The organism is Pannonibacter sp. Q-1, from assembly GCF_054073275.1.
In genome coordinates, this window is the sequence record NZ_JBSXNB010000003.1 from 576,864 (window position 1) to 592,902 (window position 16,039).

15 protein-coding genes and 1 pseudogene are annotated in these 16,039 nt (G+C 60.2%); 2 read left to right on the forward strand and 14 right to left on the reverse strand.

The genetic code is table 11. From position 1 onward, the window contains the following. Positions 1–82 precede the first annotated feature (82 nt). A complete protein-coding gene (locus tag ACVNHC_RS10530; RefSeq protein WP_457167214.1) occupies positions 83–1,081 on the forward strand; it encodes a LacI family DNA-binding transcriptional regulator in 999 nt (332 codons plus the stop codon). A gap of 720 nt (positions 1,082–1,801) precedes the next feature. Here the strand turns inward: ACVNHC_RS10530 and ACVNHC_RS10535 are convergent. From ACVNHC_RS10535 to ACVNHC_RS10585, 11 genes are all read right to left on the reverse strand, one after another. Continuing rightward, positions 1,802–2,236 (reverse strand): transposase, encoded by a 435-nt coding sequence (locus tag ACVNHC_RS10535; RefSeq protein ID WP_457167215.1) that lies wholly within the window; start codon positions 2,234–2,236, stop codon positions 1,802–1,804. Between the two features lie 151 nt (positions 2,237–2,387). Next, positions 2,388–3,026, reverse strand: coding sequence for an ATP-binding cassette domain-containing protein (locus ACVNHC_RS10540; protein WP_457167216.1), 639 nt, complete (start codon positions 3,024–3,026; stop codon positions 2,388–2,390). A gap of 8 nt (positions 3,027–3,034) precedes the next feature. After that, positions 3,035–3,868, reverse strand: coding sequence for an ATP-binding cassette domain-containing protein (locus ACVNHC_RS10545; protein WP_457167217.1), 834 nt, complete (start codon positions 3,866–3,868; stop codon positions 3,035–3,037). Further along, the gene (locus tag ACVNHC_RS10550) at positions 3,792–4,637 is read right to left on the reverse strand and encodes an alpha-D-ribose 1-methylphosphonate 5-phosphate C-P-lyase PhnJ (protein ID WP_457167218.1); all 846 of its coding nucleotides are present in this window, start codon (positions 4,635–4,637) and stop codon (positions 3,792–3,794) included. The genes ACVNHC_RS10545 and ACVNHC_RS10550 overlap by 77 nt, the downstream gene beginning before the upstream one ends. After that, complete coding sequence (locus ACVNHC_RS10555; RefSeq protein WP_457167219.1) at positions 4,630–5,691, reverse strand: carbon-phosphorus lyase complex subunit PhnI; 1,062 nt, start codon at positions 5,689–5,691, stop codon at positions 4,630–4,632. Before ACVNHC_RS10555 ends, ACVNHC_RS10550 begins: the two co-directional genes overlap by 8 nt. After that, a complete protein-coding gene (gene phnH / locus ACVNHC_RS10560) occupies positions 5,675–6,250 on the reverse strand; it encodes a phosphonate C-P lyase system protein PhnH (protein ID WP_457167220.1) in 576 nt (191 codons plus the stop codon). Before phnH ends, ACVNHC_RS10555 begins: the two co-directional genes overlap by 17 nt. Positions 6,251–6,264: 14 nt before the next feature. Next, positions 6,265–6,726, reverse strand: a complete 462-nt coding sequence (gene phnG / locus ACVNHC_RS10565) for a phosphonate C-P lyase system protein PhnG (RefSeq protein WP_457167221.1) — start codon at positions 6,724–6,726, stop codon at positions 6,265–6,267. Beyond that, positions 6,701–7,216: a hypothetical protein gene (locus ACVNHC_RS10570; protein ID WP_062553577.1), complete on the reverse strand. Its 516-nt coding sequence runs from the start codon at positions 7,214–7,216 to the stop codon at positions 6,701–6,703. Before ACVNHC_RS10570 ends, phnG begins: the two co-directional genes overlap by 26 nt. Before the next feature lie 20 nt (positions 7,217–7,236). Further along, complete coding sequence (locus ACVNHC_RS10575) at positions 7,237–7,989, reverse strand: ABC transporter ATP-binding protein (protein WP_457167222.1); 753 nt, start codon at positions 7,987–7,989, stop codon at positions 7,237–7,239. Then, entirely contained in the window at positions 7,986–9,038 is a 1,053-nt protein-coding gene (locus tag ACVNHC_RS10580; protein WP_457167223.1) for a FecCD family ABC transporter permease, read from the reverse strand. Before ACVNHC_RS10580 ends, ACVNHC_RS10575 begins: the two co-directional genes overlap by 4 nt. Beyond that, positions 9,035–10,132 (reverse strand): ABC transporter substrate-binding protein, encoded by a 1,098-nt coding sequence (locus tag ACVNHC_RS10585; protein ID WP_457167224.1) that lies wholly within the window; start codon positions 10,130–10,132, stop codon positions 9,035–9,037. The genes ACVNHC_RS10580 and ACVNHC_RS10585 overlap by 4 nt, the downstream gene beginning before the upstream one ends. 82 nt (positions 10,133–10,214) lie before the next feature. Here ACVNHC_RS10585 and ACVNHC_RS10590 point away from each other — a divergent pair, with 82 nt between their 5' ends. After that, positions 10,215–11,162, forward strand: coding sequence for a LysR family transcriptional regulator (locus tag ACVNHC_RS10590; RefSeq protein WP_457167225.1), 948 nt, complete (start codon positions 10,215–10,217; stop codon positions 11,160–11,162). Between the two features lie 173 nt (positions 11,163–11,335). Here ACVNHC_RS10590 and ACVNHC_RS10595 read toward each other — a convergent pair. From ACVNHC_RS10595 to ACVNHC_RS10605, 3 genes and pseudogenes are all read right to left on the reverse strand, one after another. Further along, positions 11,336–11,863, reverse strand: a pseudogene (locus ACVNHC_RS10595) (zinc-binding dehydrogenase); the annotation flags it as partial. A 955-nt stretch (positions 11,864–12,818) separates the two neighbouring features. After that, entirely contained in the window at positions 12,819–14,252 is a 1,434-nt protein-coding gene (locus ACVNHC_RS10600; RefSeq protein ID WP_457167226.1) for an NAD(P)(+) transhydrogenase (Re/Si-specific) subunit beta, read from the reverse strand. An 18-nt stretch (positions 14,253–14,270) separates the two neighbouring features. Next, entirely contained in the window at positions 14,271–15,845 is a 1,575-nt protein-coding gene (locus tag ACVNHC_RS10605) for a Re/Si-specific NAD(P)(+) transhydrogenase subunit alpha (RefSeq protein WP_457167227.1), read from the reverse strand. Positions 15,846–16,039: the final 194 nt, after the last annotated feature.

The following is a 16,039-nucleotide window of genomic DNA, read 5'->3' on the forward strand; positions in this document are numbered from 1 at the left end:
TTTCCGCAAACTCTCCGCATGACAGCGCTGATCATTTCTGCCACTCTCCGCCCATCAGCCAATCCAGCGCGGATGATGCAGCATGAAGCGTGTGAAGCTCAGTGAGGTGGCAGAACTGGCCGGCGTCAGCGAGATCACCGCCTCGCGGGCGCTGCGCAATGGCGCCAATGTCGCCCCGCAGACGCAGAAGAAGGTAGCGGAAGCGGCCCAGCAGCTCGGCTATCTGCCCAACCGGATCGCCGGATCGCTGGCGGGAGCTGCCTCCAACCAGATCGGCGTCATCGTCCCGTCCCTCACCAACAACGTGTTTCCGCAGGTTCTGCAGGGCCTCGAAAGCCGTCTGACCGCCGCCGGATACCACACGATTCTCGGCGTCTCCGACTATCTGCCGGAGCGCGAGGAGGTGATGATCCGCACCATTCTCGCCTGGCGCCCGGCCGCCCTTGTCATCGGCACGGCGGGCCTGACGGACACCAGCCGCAAGATGCTGGAGCAGGCGGACGTGCCCATTGTCGAGATCATGGATTGCGACATCGAGCCCATCGACATGGCCGCCGGCATCTCGCAGGTGCAGGCTGGCAAGGCGCTTGGCTATTATCTGACGGGCCGGGGCTATGAGCGCCTCGCCTATATCGGCCACGACCTTGAGGCCGACCAGCGCGCCGGAAAGCGGCGGGAAGGCTTCCTTGCCGCAGCAAGAGAAACAGGCGCCAGCATCACCGCCGAACTCACCGCCCACGCCCCCTCTTCCGTGGCGCTTGGCCGGGAACTCACCGCCCGGCTTCTGGCTGAGGCTCCGGAGCGGCCGCAAGCCATATGCTATTCCAACGACGACATGGCCGTCGGCGGCATCTTCCACTGCATGGCGGCGGGGCTCGACGTTCCGGGCGATCTTGCCATCTGCGGCTTCAACGGCCTCGACATCGGCCAGCAGCTGCCCTGCCCGCTCACCACCATCGAATCCGGCCGCACCGGCATCGGCGAACAAGCCGCCGCCATGATCCTCTCCCGCTTCCAAGGCACCCCCACCCCCACCCGCCTCGACACAGGCTTCCGGTTGTTGAGAGGGGCTTCAGCGTGAGGGGGCTATGAGTATACATGCGACAACCAAGGGAGCGGAGGCGATGAGCCGCAGGCATTTCGAAGATTTGAGATTGGGCGCCTACTGCTGCGGACATGTGTTCCGGAGAGAGCGGCCTGTGCTATTGGTATCCAGAGAAGGCGGAGACTGGCAATTTTTATGTGGAGGTGTCGACCACAACGATGTTTATGAGCCATATCATGTAAGTGTCGCAGTTTTGCTCGACGCAGATCCGTCACTCAATCAGATTGCAGACCTTTCAGTTGACTGGGAAGCTGAGCGAACTGAGGTAGGAGCCGATTGGATCAGAGCCTTTGGAGCTCAATAACTTCATCGTCCTGAGCCTTGCAGCAGACGCCTACCGTCCCCATGCAAGACAGTCTCACCGCTCTGGAAACGAGTGGTTCCCGGATCTCCGCTGCGCTTCGTCCGGGACGACTCCGTACCTTGAACTGGAGCGGTGGCAGCATGACGCGGGCCGGGAGCAGGAGGGCAGCATCGTACGGCTTCCCCTCTCCGCCCCGCCCCGGCCTTGTGCCCATGAGCGCTAACTTATGAATTTTATTGATTGGTATTTTCGCTTTTTTCTTGTCGGCTCGCGCAGGTGGCGATCGATCTTTTGGATGTTTGCACGGATCTGAGCGGGGGTTGGCTGCACGATGATGGTGTTTCGCAGCCACGCGGTCAGTTTCTTGAGGCGCCGCCACACTGTGGGGCTTGTCAGGCGCCCCTGGCTGAGTGTGGAGAGACCTCGAACTCGCTGGTGAGCGGTTCGAGCAGCAAAGCCATGATCAGGTGGGCCAGAACCCAGGGTCTGGCGGACGTTTCACTTGTTCCGGGCGGGGTTTTGAGGCCGATCAGGCTTTTCAGGCGCTTGAAGGCCAGTTCGATGCGCCAGCGCAGGCGGTAAAGGACCAGCACGTCCTGCGCACTGAACTCGTTCGGATCAAGCGATGTCACGAGGATGACCCATCCGGCGGCAATCAGGTCTGCTCCATGATCTTGTGCCCCCCTTGCGAGCTGCCTTGCAAGCCTGTTCGCGGGCTCTGGCGGCAGCTTCCGGCGGCTTCCTGCAGGCCACCAGACGCAGGCTGAGCGGATCAGCCTTCTTGCGTCCGATCCGGACCGGCTGGTCAAGCGGGCCTTCCTCCGCATGGCCCTGCAGGGCCGCGATCAGATCGAAGGGCTGGCCAGCCTCATCAAGCCACCGCGCTCCCTTCCACACCGCCCGCACGATGAAGTCCGCACCGGCCTCCAGCTTGCCCTCCTGAGGCTGTCATAGCGAAAACTCACAAGACATGCCTGATCAATCAAGGGCGACCAGTGTTTCTGCCCCTGCTGTAGAGGAGTTTGCCTTATGGACCGCAATCAACATTGCGCAGCCTTCATCAACCAAAGCCGATAGAACCGACCAAACGACAGGGTGCAGTGCTTCATCCAGCGCGGAGAAGGGCTCGTCGAGTAATGTTAGTGCCGGCTTGCGAAGGGCTGCGAGCGCTATATTCAGGCGCTGTTTCTCGCCGCCAGACCATGAAGACACCGGCAGGTTCCAGAGTCGTTGCGGCAAGGCCAATCGATCCAACAGCTCGGTGATATCGGCCGAACCTGTTTTTGCGCAAGCAGCTTCATTTGCGAGGTCTGCCGCCAATTTTCCGGGGATCACTGGCAAAAATTGGGTACAGTAACCAATGGCCACGCTTCGAATTGAAACGAGTTCCGCGACCGATATGTCTAAGAGATCTCGCTGCCCGGCACCAACACGCAAGAAGGCACTTCCACCGCTCGCCCTTCTTGTCCCGTACAGCACATCGAGCACCGTCGACTTTCCCGACCCTGAACCACCGACGATTAATCCTATTTCACCGGCCCTCAATCTAAAGCTCACCGGACCGACGGCTCGTGCTTCGTAGTCCTTTTCCAGGTTCTCGACACGCAAGATGTCCATAGCCGTCCTCAAATCATTGCCGAGACGAGGTCGCGGGCCGCAGGATGACAAGGATCAGCGATGAGCCGATCTGGTGGAGCCTCCTCGACGATGCTGCCTTCGTCGAGCACGATCACGCGGTGGGCGATCAGCCGGGCAATCCGGAGATCATGTGTCACAAGTAACATGGCGACGCCCGTCTGGCGCTGAAGCCCCGAAAGCAATGAAAGAAGACGGACCTGCACCGAGGTATCCAAACCAGTCGTCGGTTCGTCCAGACAGAGAACCTTCGGTCCGTGGACCAGCGCTCGCGCAATCTGCAAGCGCTGCTGCATGCCACCGGAAAACAAACTCGGCAGGTCGCCCATTCTTGCGACATCGAGACCGAGTGCAGAGAACCAGTGCTGCGCTGACGCCATCGCTCGGCCAAAATTGCGCTCGCCGTTGTCGAACAGAGGCTGAACGATGTTCGCAGCGGCACTTTGCGCCATATCGAGGGTGTCACGAGCATTCTGAGCAACTATCCCGACGTTCCGACGTCGCCGTGAAACCAAAGCCTGCTCGGCAAGCTCATAGATCGAGATCGGGCCATCGGCGGATTGGTGTAGCACCCTCCCCTCGTGCGGGCGCAAAAGCCCGCCCGCCATACGCAGCAGCGTCGACTTTCCCGCTCCGGATTTCCCGACGAGACAAAGCACCTCTCCAGGATAGAGGACGAGCGACGTGTCTGGCGCAATCCGCCTATCATATGAAACGCGATCAAGCGTCAGGACGGGAGAAGGTAGCCTAAGCACCGGCAACCTCCTTTGATCTTTGTTCGCAACATTCGGTATCGGAGCAAACCCATTCGCTTGACCCGTCATCCTTCTGGAGAAGGTGGTCGAGATGACTGGTTGCGCATCCGCAAATGACACACTGCCGTCCGTCATCAGGATAGCCGGGGTCAAAAGGTATATCGTCGAATGCAAGGCTTTCGACATGGGTATAGGGCGGCAATGCATAGAGCCGCCGCTCTCGCGCCGCGCCGAATATCTGAATAGCCGGCGAACGGTCGAGACTTGCGTTATCTCGCTTCGGTATCGGTGACGGAGACATCAAATATCGCCCTTCGACCATAACCGGGTAGTCATACCCTGGCTGGACCGCTCCACTACTACCGGTTCGTTCCTCGAACAGCCGTGCGTACACACGGCCGTAATCCGCGTGTGCGTGCATGCGAGAGGCCTCCTTGGCCGAGTTGACGAAGGCGCGCAAAGGGTCTGGTCTCGGCACCTGATAAACGACGATCTGCCCCTCCTGGAGCTTTGCCTCGGGGACACGCTGGCGGACCTGTATGAGTGTTGCCTCAGGCGTGCGGGTCGTGGTGGTTACGAAAGCCGTCCTCGTGAAGAAGGACCGAATGTTGACCGCATTCACCGTGTCGTCTGAGCCATGGTCGGTAACCTTCAGCAAGTCCTCCTCATTGATCAGGCTTGCCGTAACCACCATGCCCCCTACCCCCCAACCGTAGGCTATAGGCATTTCCGGTGCGATGAATGGCACCTGATAGCCTGGGATGGCCAAGGCCTTCAGGATCGTTCGTCGCACAGATCTCTTGCTGTCCTCATCGAGGTAACCGAACGTTTCATTCATGTGCGGACCTCGCACGCCGGACCAACTCCAGATCGGATTGAAAATCGGAATAGTGAGGCAATTTGAGGTGCGATACATAGCCGGCTGCTTCGACGCCGTCGCTGTGGGACAGTACAAGCTCAGGATCAAGCCCTGCTTTCAGCGCCTGATCCACGGTGGCCATAGCGACAGCTTTCCTCTCGTTTGTTCCGAACGCAACACCGAAGCCTGGCGAAAGATGGGATTGCTTGCCGTCAAGAACCGGCGCCACCATATGGCAGGTGGTGATGTCGATATCACCTATCGAGACGGTAAGGCCCAGATCCTCAAGCTCAACTACGATCTCAACCTGGCCTGCCGACAGCTCCTCCACATACGGATGGGACGCGCCGGCAGTGCGCAGCCGCGTGTAGGCAAGACCAGTCAGAAACCCCTCTTCTCCGCGAACCAGATGGCCGAGCGTTTCGGATGGTCCGTAAGGCGGGCGAATGGGGACCCGCGTGATGTCGACTGGTTCATGATCCCGGTTCCTGCTCGGCTCGCAGTCTGGGGAAACAAGCAAATCCTGATAGGGTGATGAATGCAGTTCGAGCGCGGCAGAATCTTGGACGAAACCTCTTTCATCCTGCAACTCATCGTCAACCACCGAGCGATCAGCGCAGGAGCGCTCCTCCACCAAGGAAAAATCGAGAAGTCTATGGGTGTAGTCGTAGGTCGCTCCAAGGATCTGGCCGCCGGCGAGTTCTTTCGTGGTCGCGGATATATGCCGATCGAGGCAAATATCCGTGAATTCTATGGGCTCGCAATGGCCCATGCGCCGAAGCGTGGCGCGGTGAGCCCGCAATAGGAAGGTTGCCTCTGCCAGATCGCCTTGCGACTGCTTCAGAGCGAGAGCCGCGAGGTCTCGATCGTAAAGGGCGCCTTCCGTCATCACCCGGTCCACTGCACCCCGCATTTGCTCCCTTATCTGGGCGACGGTCAATTCCGGCACATCGGGATCGCCACGCCGGGCACGCGCCAAGGCTTCGAGGCTCCTGGCAATGGCAACTTCTCCCCCCTTAACCGGCACATACATCGGCGATCTCCAATCTGACGCTTCGGGGGAGACATGCGCACAGTTCACCGGCCGTAAAGATCACATCAATTCCGAGCGGGTAGAGCGCGTTATTCTGCGCCCATGCGGCAGGAAACATTTTCGGCAATCCGATTGGTGCTAGGCTAGCGCCGTTTGGCCCTACTCCCGGGCCGGCGAGCCGCCATGGCTCACCATCGGTGAGTGAAACGACTTCTATGAGCATGGTCGTGGAAAGGTGCGGGTCGACAAGCGTTCCGACGGAAAAGCCACCGAACCCGTTAAAGCGTTCTCCGCGACAGAGTGCGAAAACACAGTTTTCCCGATCCACAATCGGCCACTGTGCCTTTGTCGCACTCGCCTTTATTTCGGCGAAGCCTTCATCAATCCAGACCGGCGTCGTCGTATCCGCGAGTGTCATGAGGATAGCGGCATGGGCGAGGTGTCCTCCGCCCACACTCATCATCTTGCCCGGATAGGCGAATGCCTGAAGGAGGTTTCGATAGGCCTTTCGGTCCTCGTAAGCGTTCTGGGGTCCACGCTGATCGATCGCAATTTTCACGGCGTTTTCCCCCCTCACGCGGCGGTGAAAAAATGTGCCGCTGTCGCTTGAGCCGTATTTGCCCGGCGCTGGCGGCTCACCGAGATGGCGGACTCGGCCGACTGCAGCAATTTCGGCCTGAGTTCGCCATGCATCTGAGGATCCTGGAGCAGCGCATCGAAAACCGCCACAAGCTCCGCCCTTTCAAGATCGCTGCCCAGGACCACGCCATAACCACGCCGACCGGCAAGCTCTACAACGCAGCGCGACACGGTCGCTTCGCCGAGATGAAATGCGGTTTCCGTCACGGGTGCTTTCGCACGCAGCTGGATCAGGCCAGTCTCCGGCCCCACAAGCCGGCATGCATCAGCGCACTGCGGACAGTCTTCAAAAGATGCCCGCAGCAAATCAATTGGCGCGCGAGCGAGCACAGCCATCCAATGGCGACGCTCGCTCTGGACGCAATTGGGATCAGGCGCGGCTGACTTTGGCGTCATAGACATCTTCCGGAGCGAGCGGAACGAGGCGATCGCCCATTTCGCGCTTCAATGCGGCAAGGCGCACTTCATCGTCGGCAGTGCGATTTTCCTTGCGAGCAAGCTCAAGGAATTCGGGCCGCACATGACCTGGGCGGATCGTAACCTCAACGACCGTACCGCGGTATGTAAAACGGAAATAATACCTTCCCTTCGGGCTTTCCTCGATGCCGTCCCAACCCAGCGAACGGTCGACCACGTACCGACCATCGGTCAGTCCTCTGGTAACAAATTCGAAGGCGTCACGTCCGCCAGGACCGGGAAATGCCGTATCGATACGGATTTCACGCCGTTCGACGGGACGTCCTTCATCCAGTAGCGGAAAAGCCCGCTGCATGACCTTGAGGCCGTGCGCAACGCCACCGGGAAAACCGGGACCATGGTATTTGAGGAGTTCGGCAAAGCTCACGGTGAAGGCTTCGCCATTCTCAAGATAGGTGATCGTATCCAATGTAGGCTCCTGTTCTTGGTTTAGGATGAAGAGACGGTTGCCCCAAAGATCGGGGAAACGATATCAGGGCGGCCAACAGCGGCGGTGTGCCGCACGAAAGGCACACCGTAGAGGCGGGCGAGCTCACCATCCGTCATCATGTCGGCCGTGGGGCCATAGAGAACCTCGTCTCCGGCATGCATCATCAAAGCCCGATCAGCGAGGATCAAACCATGCTGTGGATGATGGGTGGTGAAGACGATCGTGTGGCTGCGAGCCTGCCTCAGCCGCATCAGGACACCGAGCAGCAGGTTTTGATTGGCCAGATCGAGGGAAGCTGCAGGTTCATCGAGCACGAGAACTTTGGCCTCTGTCGCCAATGCCCGCGCAAGCAGGACGATCTGCCGCTCGCCGCCGGAAAGTTGACCGAAAGAGCGTTCTGCGAATTGAGAGGCCCCTACGGTGGCCAACGCGGACAAGGCAGCGATCTCGTCAGCCTTTCCCGGCAGCCCGAAGAGCCCCAGGCGCCCGGCTCGCCCCATCATCACGATGTCAAGGCAACGATGCTGATCTCCGCCACCTTGTGACTGCGGTACATAACCGACAACGGCAGGCATCGTTCGAGTGCCTTCACTCAGCTCCAGGGATCCTAGCAAGGTGCGCAGAAGCGTGGTTTTACCGCGGCCATTACAGCCCAGGATCGCCAACACCTCACCATGCGGCAGATCAAAGCTGACATTGCGAAAAATCCAGCGCTGACCCCGCCTCATTCCTGCATTTGAGAGTGCGATCATTGGGTCGCCCCAATCCGCGCCTGTCTTGTGCAGAGGAGGTAGATGAAGACCGGTGCACCAATGACAGCCGTAAGAATGCCAAGCGGCAGCTCGGCGCTGATAATTGCTCGTGCAAGCGTGTCGATCACCACCATAAAACTCGCCCCAAGCAATGCGGCCGTGCCATGAAAGCGCCGATGCCCTTCCCCGACAAGGAGGCGCGCCGCGTGCGGAATGACGAGCCCTACCCAACCGATGACACCGGACACGGCTACAGAACCGCCAATGATCACCGAGATTACGGAAAAGACGAGCCAACGCGAAAAGCCGACATTCACACCGAATGAACGCGCTTCTTCGTCACCCATCGACAGGACCGCAATCCGAAAGCGCAAACGATAAAGAATGATGATGGCAAGCAGGATCACCGGGCCATGTTCGCCGACCTTCCTCCAGCTTGCCGATGAGAAACTGCCCATCAGCCAGAAGACGATCGCAGGAAGCGAAGTTTCCGGATCTGCCACGTATTGCGTCAGCGAGATCATCGCTGAAAACAACGCATCAATGACGATACCTGCCAGCACGATCGAAAGGATCGTGCGCCCTGCTACACGTGAGATGACCGCAACCAGCACAAGCGCGAGAAGAGCCGAGCTGAAGGTAGCGGCAAACAACACGGTAGCGCCACCGCCGACCAGCAGCGTCAGCGCCCCACCGAGCGCCGCCCCTGATGAAACACCTAGCACACGCGGCGACACGAGTGGATTGCGGAACAGAGCCTGAAGTGCTGCACCGCATAGAGCAAGTCCTGCACCAACGATCGCCGCCAGCAAGATGCGTGGCACACGAACGTTGATGAGAATGCGCTCCTCCATAGTTTCTGGCGCAAGCGCGCCAGAAAGCCAACGAGCCGCGATGTTCAGGACATCAGCAAGCGGTATGCTGAACCGGCCAACTGATGCCGAGACAACGATCGCCACTACAAGAAGCAAGAGCAATGCCGACCAATGTATGACTGCGCGTGCGGTCGACTGATCCGGATGATCGGTTCCGGCAGGGGCCAGTGTCATTTGCGAGCGAACTGTTGATAGTTCGAAGCGCTGGCGTTGAGATCGAGCTTCAAGACAGCGTCGATTTCGTCTTCCGTAGGAGAATAGTTGTAGAGCCGTTCAAATCCCTTTTTCACCTCGGCGCGCAGATCGAAATGGAAGAGGTTCGGATGAGCAAGGTTTGCAAGCCACATCCAGGTAAACGGGCTTTCGTGGCTGGCGCTATCCCATACATATCCCCCATTCGGTGTCTTATAGACGCGCCCGGTCTTGGCGGCAGTAGTCTGCGACAAAACTTCGTTCTCGAGTATCGTCTCGCGTCCGGCGTCAGTTTCCGCAGCTGTCAGCATTATAAGGTCGGGATTCCACGCCGCAATTTGCTCTGCGTTGACTTCTGCCTGGACGCCCAGGCCCTTACCAACATTGTCGCCGCCAACCAGCGTGATGAAGAAGTTCTGGTAGCTCTTTTCCCCCGTCGCAGTGAATTTGCCTTTAGAAGAGCGCAGGTGAAGGATCTTCGGCTTGTGTTCCGCCGGGTGTGCCGCAAGCGTAGATTTGACGTCTGCAATGACTTCGTCACGCCACTCAAACAGAGCCTTCGCCTTTTCCGGTTTGCCAAGAATGTTTGCCACGAGGCTGATGTTTTCGCGCGCGAGCTCTTCCGTACCGCCATTGCCGCCTCCGACCATCAGCGCGACCGGAATACCGGCGTTCCGCAGAGGCGCCACGAGTTCGTCGCCTCGACCGCCCCATTGGATGACGAGATCGGGCCTGAGCGCTGCGATTGCTTCGACATTCGGCATCCAGCCATTGCCGCCCTCCGCGACAATATCGCTTTCAATGGACGCGGCATCTGGAAACATCTTCTTGAGTAGGCCGGTTTCGAATGCTTTGCGTGAGCCGGGGTTCATGCCGACGAGATGTTCCGACGTCCCATCAACCGCGATCACTGTCGCAGCACCCGGCTGCGGCAACGTTACGATACGCGTCGCAGGCTTCGGAAGAGTGACTTCAGCGCCAGTCACATCCTTGAATGTGATGGGGTCCGCAAGCAAAGGCGCCGGCGCCAAAGCTAGGATAATTGCTGCTGAGGAGAGAAGAAACTTCGAAAACATCAGGCACCTCAGAATATGAGTGTTTCAGTCATGTTTTTGGTATATAGGGAGAAGCGTCTTATCAAGTCGAACAAATCGGACAATGCGAGAAGAAATATCGAACAGGCTTGCCTCCCTTTCCATTCGTGATCTGATGTTGGTTTTGGCCGTGCATCGGTGCGGAGGTTTTCGCGCGGCTGCCGAGGAGATGGGTATCAGCGCCTCAGGGCTGTCGCATCAAGTTCGCAAAGCCGAAACAGTGTTGGGCACAACTGTATTCGAGCGCGGCGCCCGCAACGTCACTCCGACTGACGCCGGTGGCGACATCCTTAGGCGTATCGGCATGCTCCTCCAGCAAGTTGCAGCGCTGGGCCATGAGACCAGCCGAAGGACGGGGGCATTCGGCGGGCGCCTCCGCGTCGGGATGATCTCTACGGTCGGCCCATTCCTCATTCCTCAAACAGTCGGGTTCGTTCACAAACGCTATCCGCGTCTTGAACTCGCGTTCATGGAAGGGAAGCACGAAGGCCTCAGCCGGCGGCTTAAAGAAGGCGAGATCGATCTCGTGATCACGGCGTGCCCTGTACTCGGTGAGGCGTTCCAACAGGTCGAGCTTCTCAACGAGCCGTTTCACCTCCTCACAAGCGTGGAAAATCCGGTCATCCAACGTGATCAGATCGAACCAGCTGATCTCGCCAAACTCGATCTATTGCCCTTGAGCGAAGACGACTTTCCCATGAGCATGGAGGATTCCACTCTACGGTTTGCCGACCGCTCTAATGGACCGATCTTGCGCTCCTACGGGCTTAGCATCGAAACCCGAGTACGCCTTGTCAGGGAGCAGGGATACTCGTGCCTAGTTCCGTCTATCGCCTGTGGGCAATCCATCAACGGCACGCAATTTGCGTTGGCAGAAATCAAGGGAAATCCCGTTCGTAGGCAAATCTTCGCTCTTTGGCGGCGTAGTTCACCATATCCGGTAGATCTTGAGAACTTTGCTAAGGAGCTTGCCATCCTTCTAAAGGAAGGCCAGCGATCCGTAAGCTCTTGAGGGGAGTTGAACCAACGACCCGTCTTTGCTTTCAGGGCATCGAGCTCATAGACTAAATGCATCAATGCATTAAGCGAGAAGGGATTGATGGTGCTGTCAACGTTTTGGTCCACAAATCGCAGTGCCTTTTCATCGCATCCAATGCCTGCGTTACGATGAATGGAATACAGGAGTCAGAACAAAAGCTGAACCTTCATCGACTTGTTCCGGTCGCCGGCAGTTTCGAAAGCGATGATCGCATCGTCAAACAGGAATGTGCCGGTCATCAACGGCTTCAGGTCTACGCGGCGCTTGTTGATCAGCGTGACGGCCAGGCCGAATTCCTCATGGAAACGAAATGTGCCCTTCATCTCAATCTCCTTGGAAACGACCATGTTCTGAGGAATGGAGACATCGCCGCCAAGGCCGAGTTGCACCAAAGTCGAACGCGGGCGCAGCACTTCGAGACCGGATCGCACGACACGTTCATTGCCCGGAGCCTCGAACTGGACGTCGAAATACCCCTTATTGGCGGAATAGGCTGACAGTTCTTCCGGGCTGTTGACCACATTGATGACCCGATCGGCGCCGACCTCCAGCGCCTTGTTCAAGACCCTGTCCATCTCGTCGGTGGCAACGATCTCGCGGGCGCCATGGGCACGCGCTGCGATGATGGCAAGCGCCCCGATCGGGCCGTAGCCGGTGACCAGCAGAGAGATGCCTGCGTCCTGAGGCGGCACAGCTGGCTCCCGGCGGACGTCTGCCGTCCCCATGCAAGACAGTCTCACCGCTCTGGAAACGAGTGGTTCCCGGATCTCCGCTGCGCTTCGTCCGGGACGACGCCGTGCCTGGGACTGGAGCGGTGGCAGCATGACGCGGGCCGGGAGCAGGAGGGCGGCATCGTACGGCTTCCCCTCTCCGCGCCGCCCCGGCCTCCGAGCCGGGGCCTGTGAGGCTGGCTGTGCCCATCAGGAAACTGACGCTCTGCATCCGAAGCAAGGCTCCATCGCCTCGCGCCCCTGACAGGTCCCGGCTCGGAGGCCGGGACGGCGCGGTGGATGGGACGGCGCGGTGGGTGGGGCAGGAGCGGTGCCGAACTGACTGCGACTGCTATCGCCAGCCTCTCCCTGCACATGTGAGAGGCGCACCATCTGTCAGCCCGCTCACGCAGTCACCCCGGGCGAAGCGAAGCGCAGACCCGGGGACTACTCGCTTGCAGAGAGGCGCCTGTGTCCTGAGCCTTGCGGCGAACGTCCGCCGTCCCACGCAAGACGGTCTCACTGCTCTGGAAACGAGTGGTTCCCGGATCTGCGCTGCGCTTCGTCCGGGACGACTCCGTGCCTTGAACTGGAGCGGTGGCAGCAAGACGCAGGCCGCGAGCAGGAGGGCGGCATCGTACGGCTTCCCCTCTCCGCGCCGCCCCGGCCTTGGCCGGGGCCTGTGAGGCGGGCAGGGTCTTTCTACAACGGATGCTCTGCATCCGAAGCAAAGATCAACCGCATTGCGCCCCTGACAGGTCCCGGCACAAGGCCGGGACGGCGCGGTGCAGTTGGCAGGCCTTGGGGATGCGGCCAGCGCGGCGCTCAGTCGCACTCGCCGTTTACCGCCCTCTCCCCCCACCAAAAACAAAGGGCGGAGAGGTTGCCCGCTCCGCCCTGGGTGTCTGGTTGAGGGATCTTACTTGATCATCGGCAGCAGTTCGCTGACGGATTTCTTGGCGTCGCCGTAGAACATGCGCGTGTTCTCCTTGTAGAACAGCGGGTTCTCGATGCCTGAATAGCCCGTGCCCTGGCCGCGCTTGGAGACGAAGACCTGCTTGGCCTTCCACACTTCCAGAACCGGCATGCCGGCGATGGGCGAGTTCGGGTCTTCCTGGGCGGCCGGGTTGACGATGTCATTGGAGCCAATGACGATCACCACGTCGGTGTTCGGGAAGTCCTCGTTGATCTCGTCCATTTCCAGCACGATGTCGTAGGGCACCTTGGCTTCGGCGAGGAGCACGTTCATGTGGCCCGGCAGACGGCCTGCCACCGGGTGGATGGCGAAGCGCACTTCCTTGCCCGCCGCCCGCAGCTTGCGGGTCAGTTCCGACACCGACTGCTGGGCCTGCGCCACGGCCATGCCGTAGCCCGGGACGATGATGACGCTGTCCGCATCGTTGAGGGCCGAGGCCACGCCTTCCGCATCGATGGCGATCTGCTCGCCCGCGATTTCCATGGCCGGACCCGTGGTGCCGCCGAAGCCGCCCAGAATGACCGACACGAAGGAGCGGTTCATCGCCTTGCACATGATGTAGGACAGGATCGCGCCCGAGGAGCCCACCAGCGCGCCGACGACGATCAGCAGATCGTTCGACAGCGAGAAGCCGATGGCAGCCGCCGCCCAGCCCGAGTAGCTGTTCAGCATCGACACGACCACCGGCATGTCGGCGCCGCCGATGCCCATGATCAGGTGGTAGCCGATGAAGAAGGCCAGCAGCGACATCAGGATCAGCGTCCAGATGCCCGCGCCGTTCACATACATGAACAGCAGGATCAGCGACAGGGCCGCAGCGCTGGCGTTCAGCGCATGGCCGCCCGGCAGCTTCGTTGCCTTGCTGTCCACCTTGCCCGCCAGCTTGCCGAAGGCAATGACGGAGCCGGTGAAGGTGACCGCACCGATGAAGACGCCGAGGAAGACCTCGACCCGCAGGATGACCTGCTCGACACCATTCTTGTGGGCCAGCACGGCGGCAAAGCCTTCAAGCGAGGCGCGGGCGGCCTCGTCCATGGCCAGCACGCGCACCAGCTCGATGTGGGCGTTGTAGCCAATGAAGACCGCCGCAAGGCCGACCAGCGAGTGCATGGCCGCCACGAGCTGCGGCATCTCGGTCATCTGGACGCGCTGCGCGACCACCCAGCCGATGGCACCGCCCGCCGCGATCAGCAGCACGGAGAGGAGCCACAGGCCCGAACCCGGCCCCACAAGCGTTGCGGCAACCGCAAGACCCATGCCGGCGATGCCGTACCAGACGGCGCGCTTGGCGCTTTCCTGCCCCGAGAGGCCGCCGAGCGAGAGAATGAAAAGTACTGCCGCAACAACGTAAGCGGCTGTGGTGAAACCATATTCCATCGTGTCTCTCCCGCCCTCTTACGACTTCTGGAACATGGCAAGCATGCGCCGGGTCACCAGGAACCCGCCGAAGATGTTGATACCGGCCATGAACACCGACAGCGCACCCAGCAGGATCACGAGGAAGCTGCCGGAGCCGACCTGCATCAGGGCGCCCAGAATGATGATCGAGGAGATGGCATTGGTGATGGCCATCAGCGGTGTGTGCAGCGAGTGCGAGACATTCCAGATGACCTGGAAGCCAACGAAACAGGCAAGCACGAAGACGATGAAGTGGCTCATGAAACTTGCCGGAGCGAAAAGGCCGGCCAGCAGGATGAGGGCACCGCTGCCAGCGAGCAGCGCCACCTGATTGCGCGTCTGCGCCTTGAAGGCGGCCGCTTCCTGCGCCCGCTTTTCTTCCGGCGTCAGTTCCCTGGCCTTTTCCTTCGGCTTCTGTGCGGCGATGGCCTGCACTTTCGGCGGCGGAGGCGGGAAGGTGATGTCGCCCTTGAAGGTGACGGTCGCACCGCGGATCACGTCATCTTCCATGTTGTGCACAACCTGCCCGTCCTTGGCGGGGGTCAGGTCGGTCATCATGTGACGGATGTTGGTGGCATAAAGCGTCGAGGACTGAGCGGCCATGCGGCTCGGGAAATCCGTGTAGCCGATGACGATGACGCCATTGTCCGAGACGACGCGCTGGTCGGCGACGGTCAGGTCGCAGTTGCCGCCGCGCTCGGCCGCAAGGTCGACGATGACCGAGCCCGGCTTCATCGCCGCAACCATGTCGGCCAGCCACAGCTTGGGCGCATCGCGGCCCGGGATGAGCGCCGTCGTGATGACGATGTCCATGTCCGGCGCCAGCTCGCGGAATTTCTCCAGCTGCTTCTCGCGGAATTCCGGCGAGGAGGGAGCCGCATAGCCACCGGTGGCCGCGCCATCCTGCACCTGATCGGCAAAGTCGAGATAGACGAACTCGGCGCCCATGGATTCGATCTGCTCGGCCACTTCCGGGCGAACGTCGAAGGCATAGGTGACCGCACCCAGCGAGGTGGCGGTGCCGATGGCGGCAAGGCCGGCAACGCCGGCGCCGATGATCAGCACCTTGGCGGGCGGGATCTTGCCTGCCGCCGTCACCTGGCCGGTGAAGAAGCGGCCGAAGTTGTTGCCAGCCTCGATGACGGCGCGGTAGCCGGCGATGTTGGCCATGGAGGACAGGGCGTCCATCTTCTGGGCGCGCGAGATGCGCGGCACCATGTCCATGGCGATCACGTTGGCGCCGGTAGCCTTCGCCTTTTCCAGCAGCTCCTTGTTCTGCGCCGGATAGAAGAAGGAAATCAGCGTCTTGCCTTCGCCGAGCAGCGCCACTTCGCTGTCCAGCGGCGGGCGCACCTTGGCGATGATATCCGCAGCGGCGAAAAGGTCGGCAGCCGAGGCTGCGACGTCCACACCGGCCTTGCGGTAGGCTTCGTCAGAAAAACCGGCGGCTTTGCCCGCGCCGCTTTCGATGACACAGCTGTAGCCGAGCTTCTGCAGTTGCGCGGCACTGTCCGGGGTCATCGCGACGCGCGCTTCCCCGTCAATGATCTCGCGCGGTGATCCAATCTTCATCCCGTACCTCGATATAGAAAATGGCTTTTCCGTCCCCCAGCCCCGAGGCTTCATCACCCTTCCGCTGAGGACGGATTCCATGAACCACGGGAGCTTGATGAAACACACTAGCGCACTGCGCAAGAAAATACGCGCCCTGTTTATCAAGATTTTTTCTCAACAATGAATTCCGCGCAACAATCTTGCGCAACCTT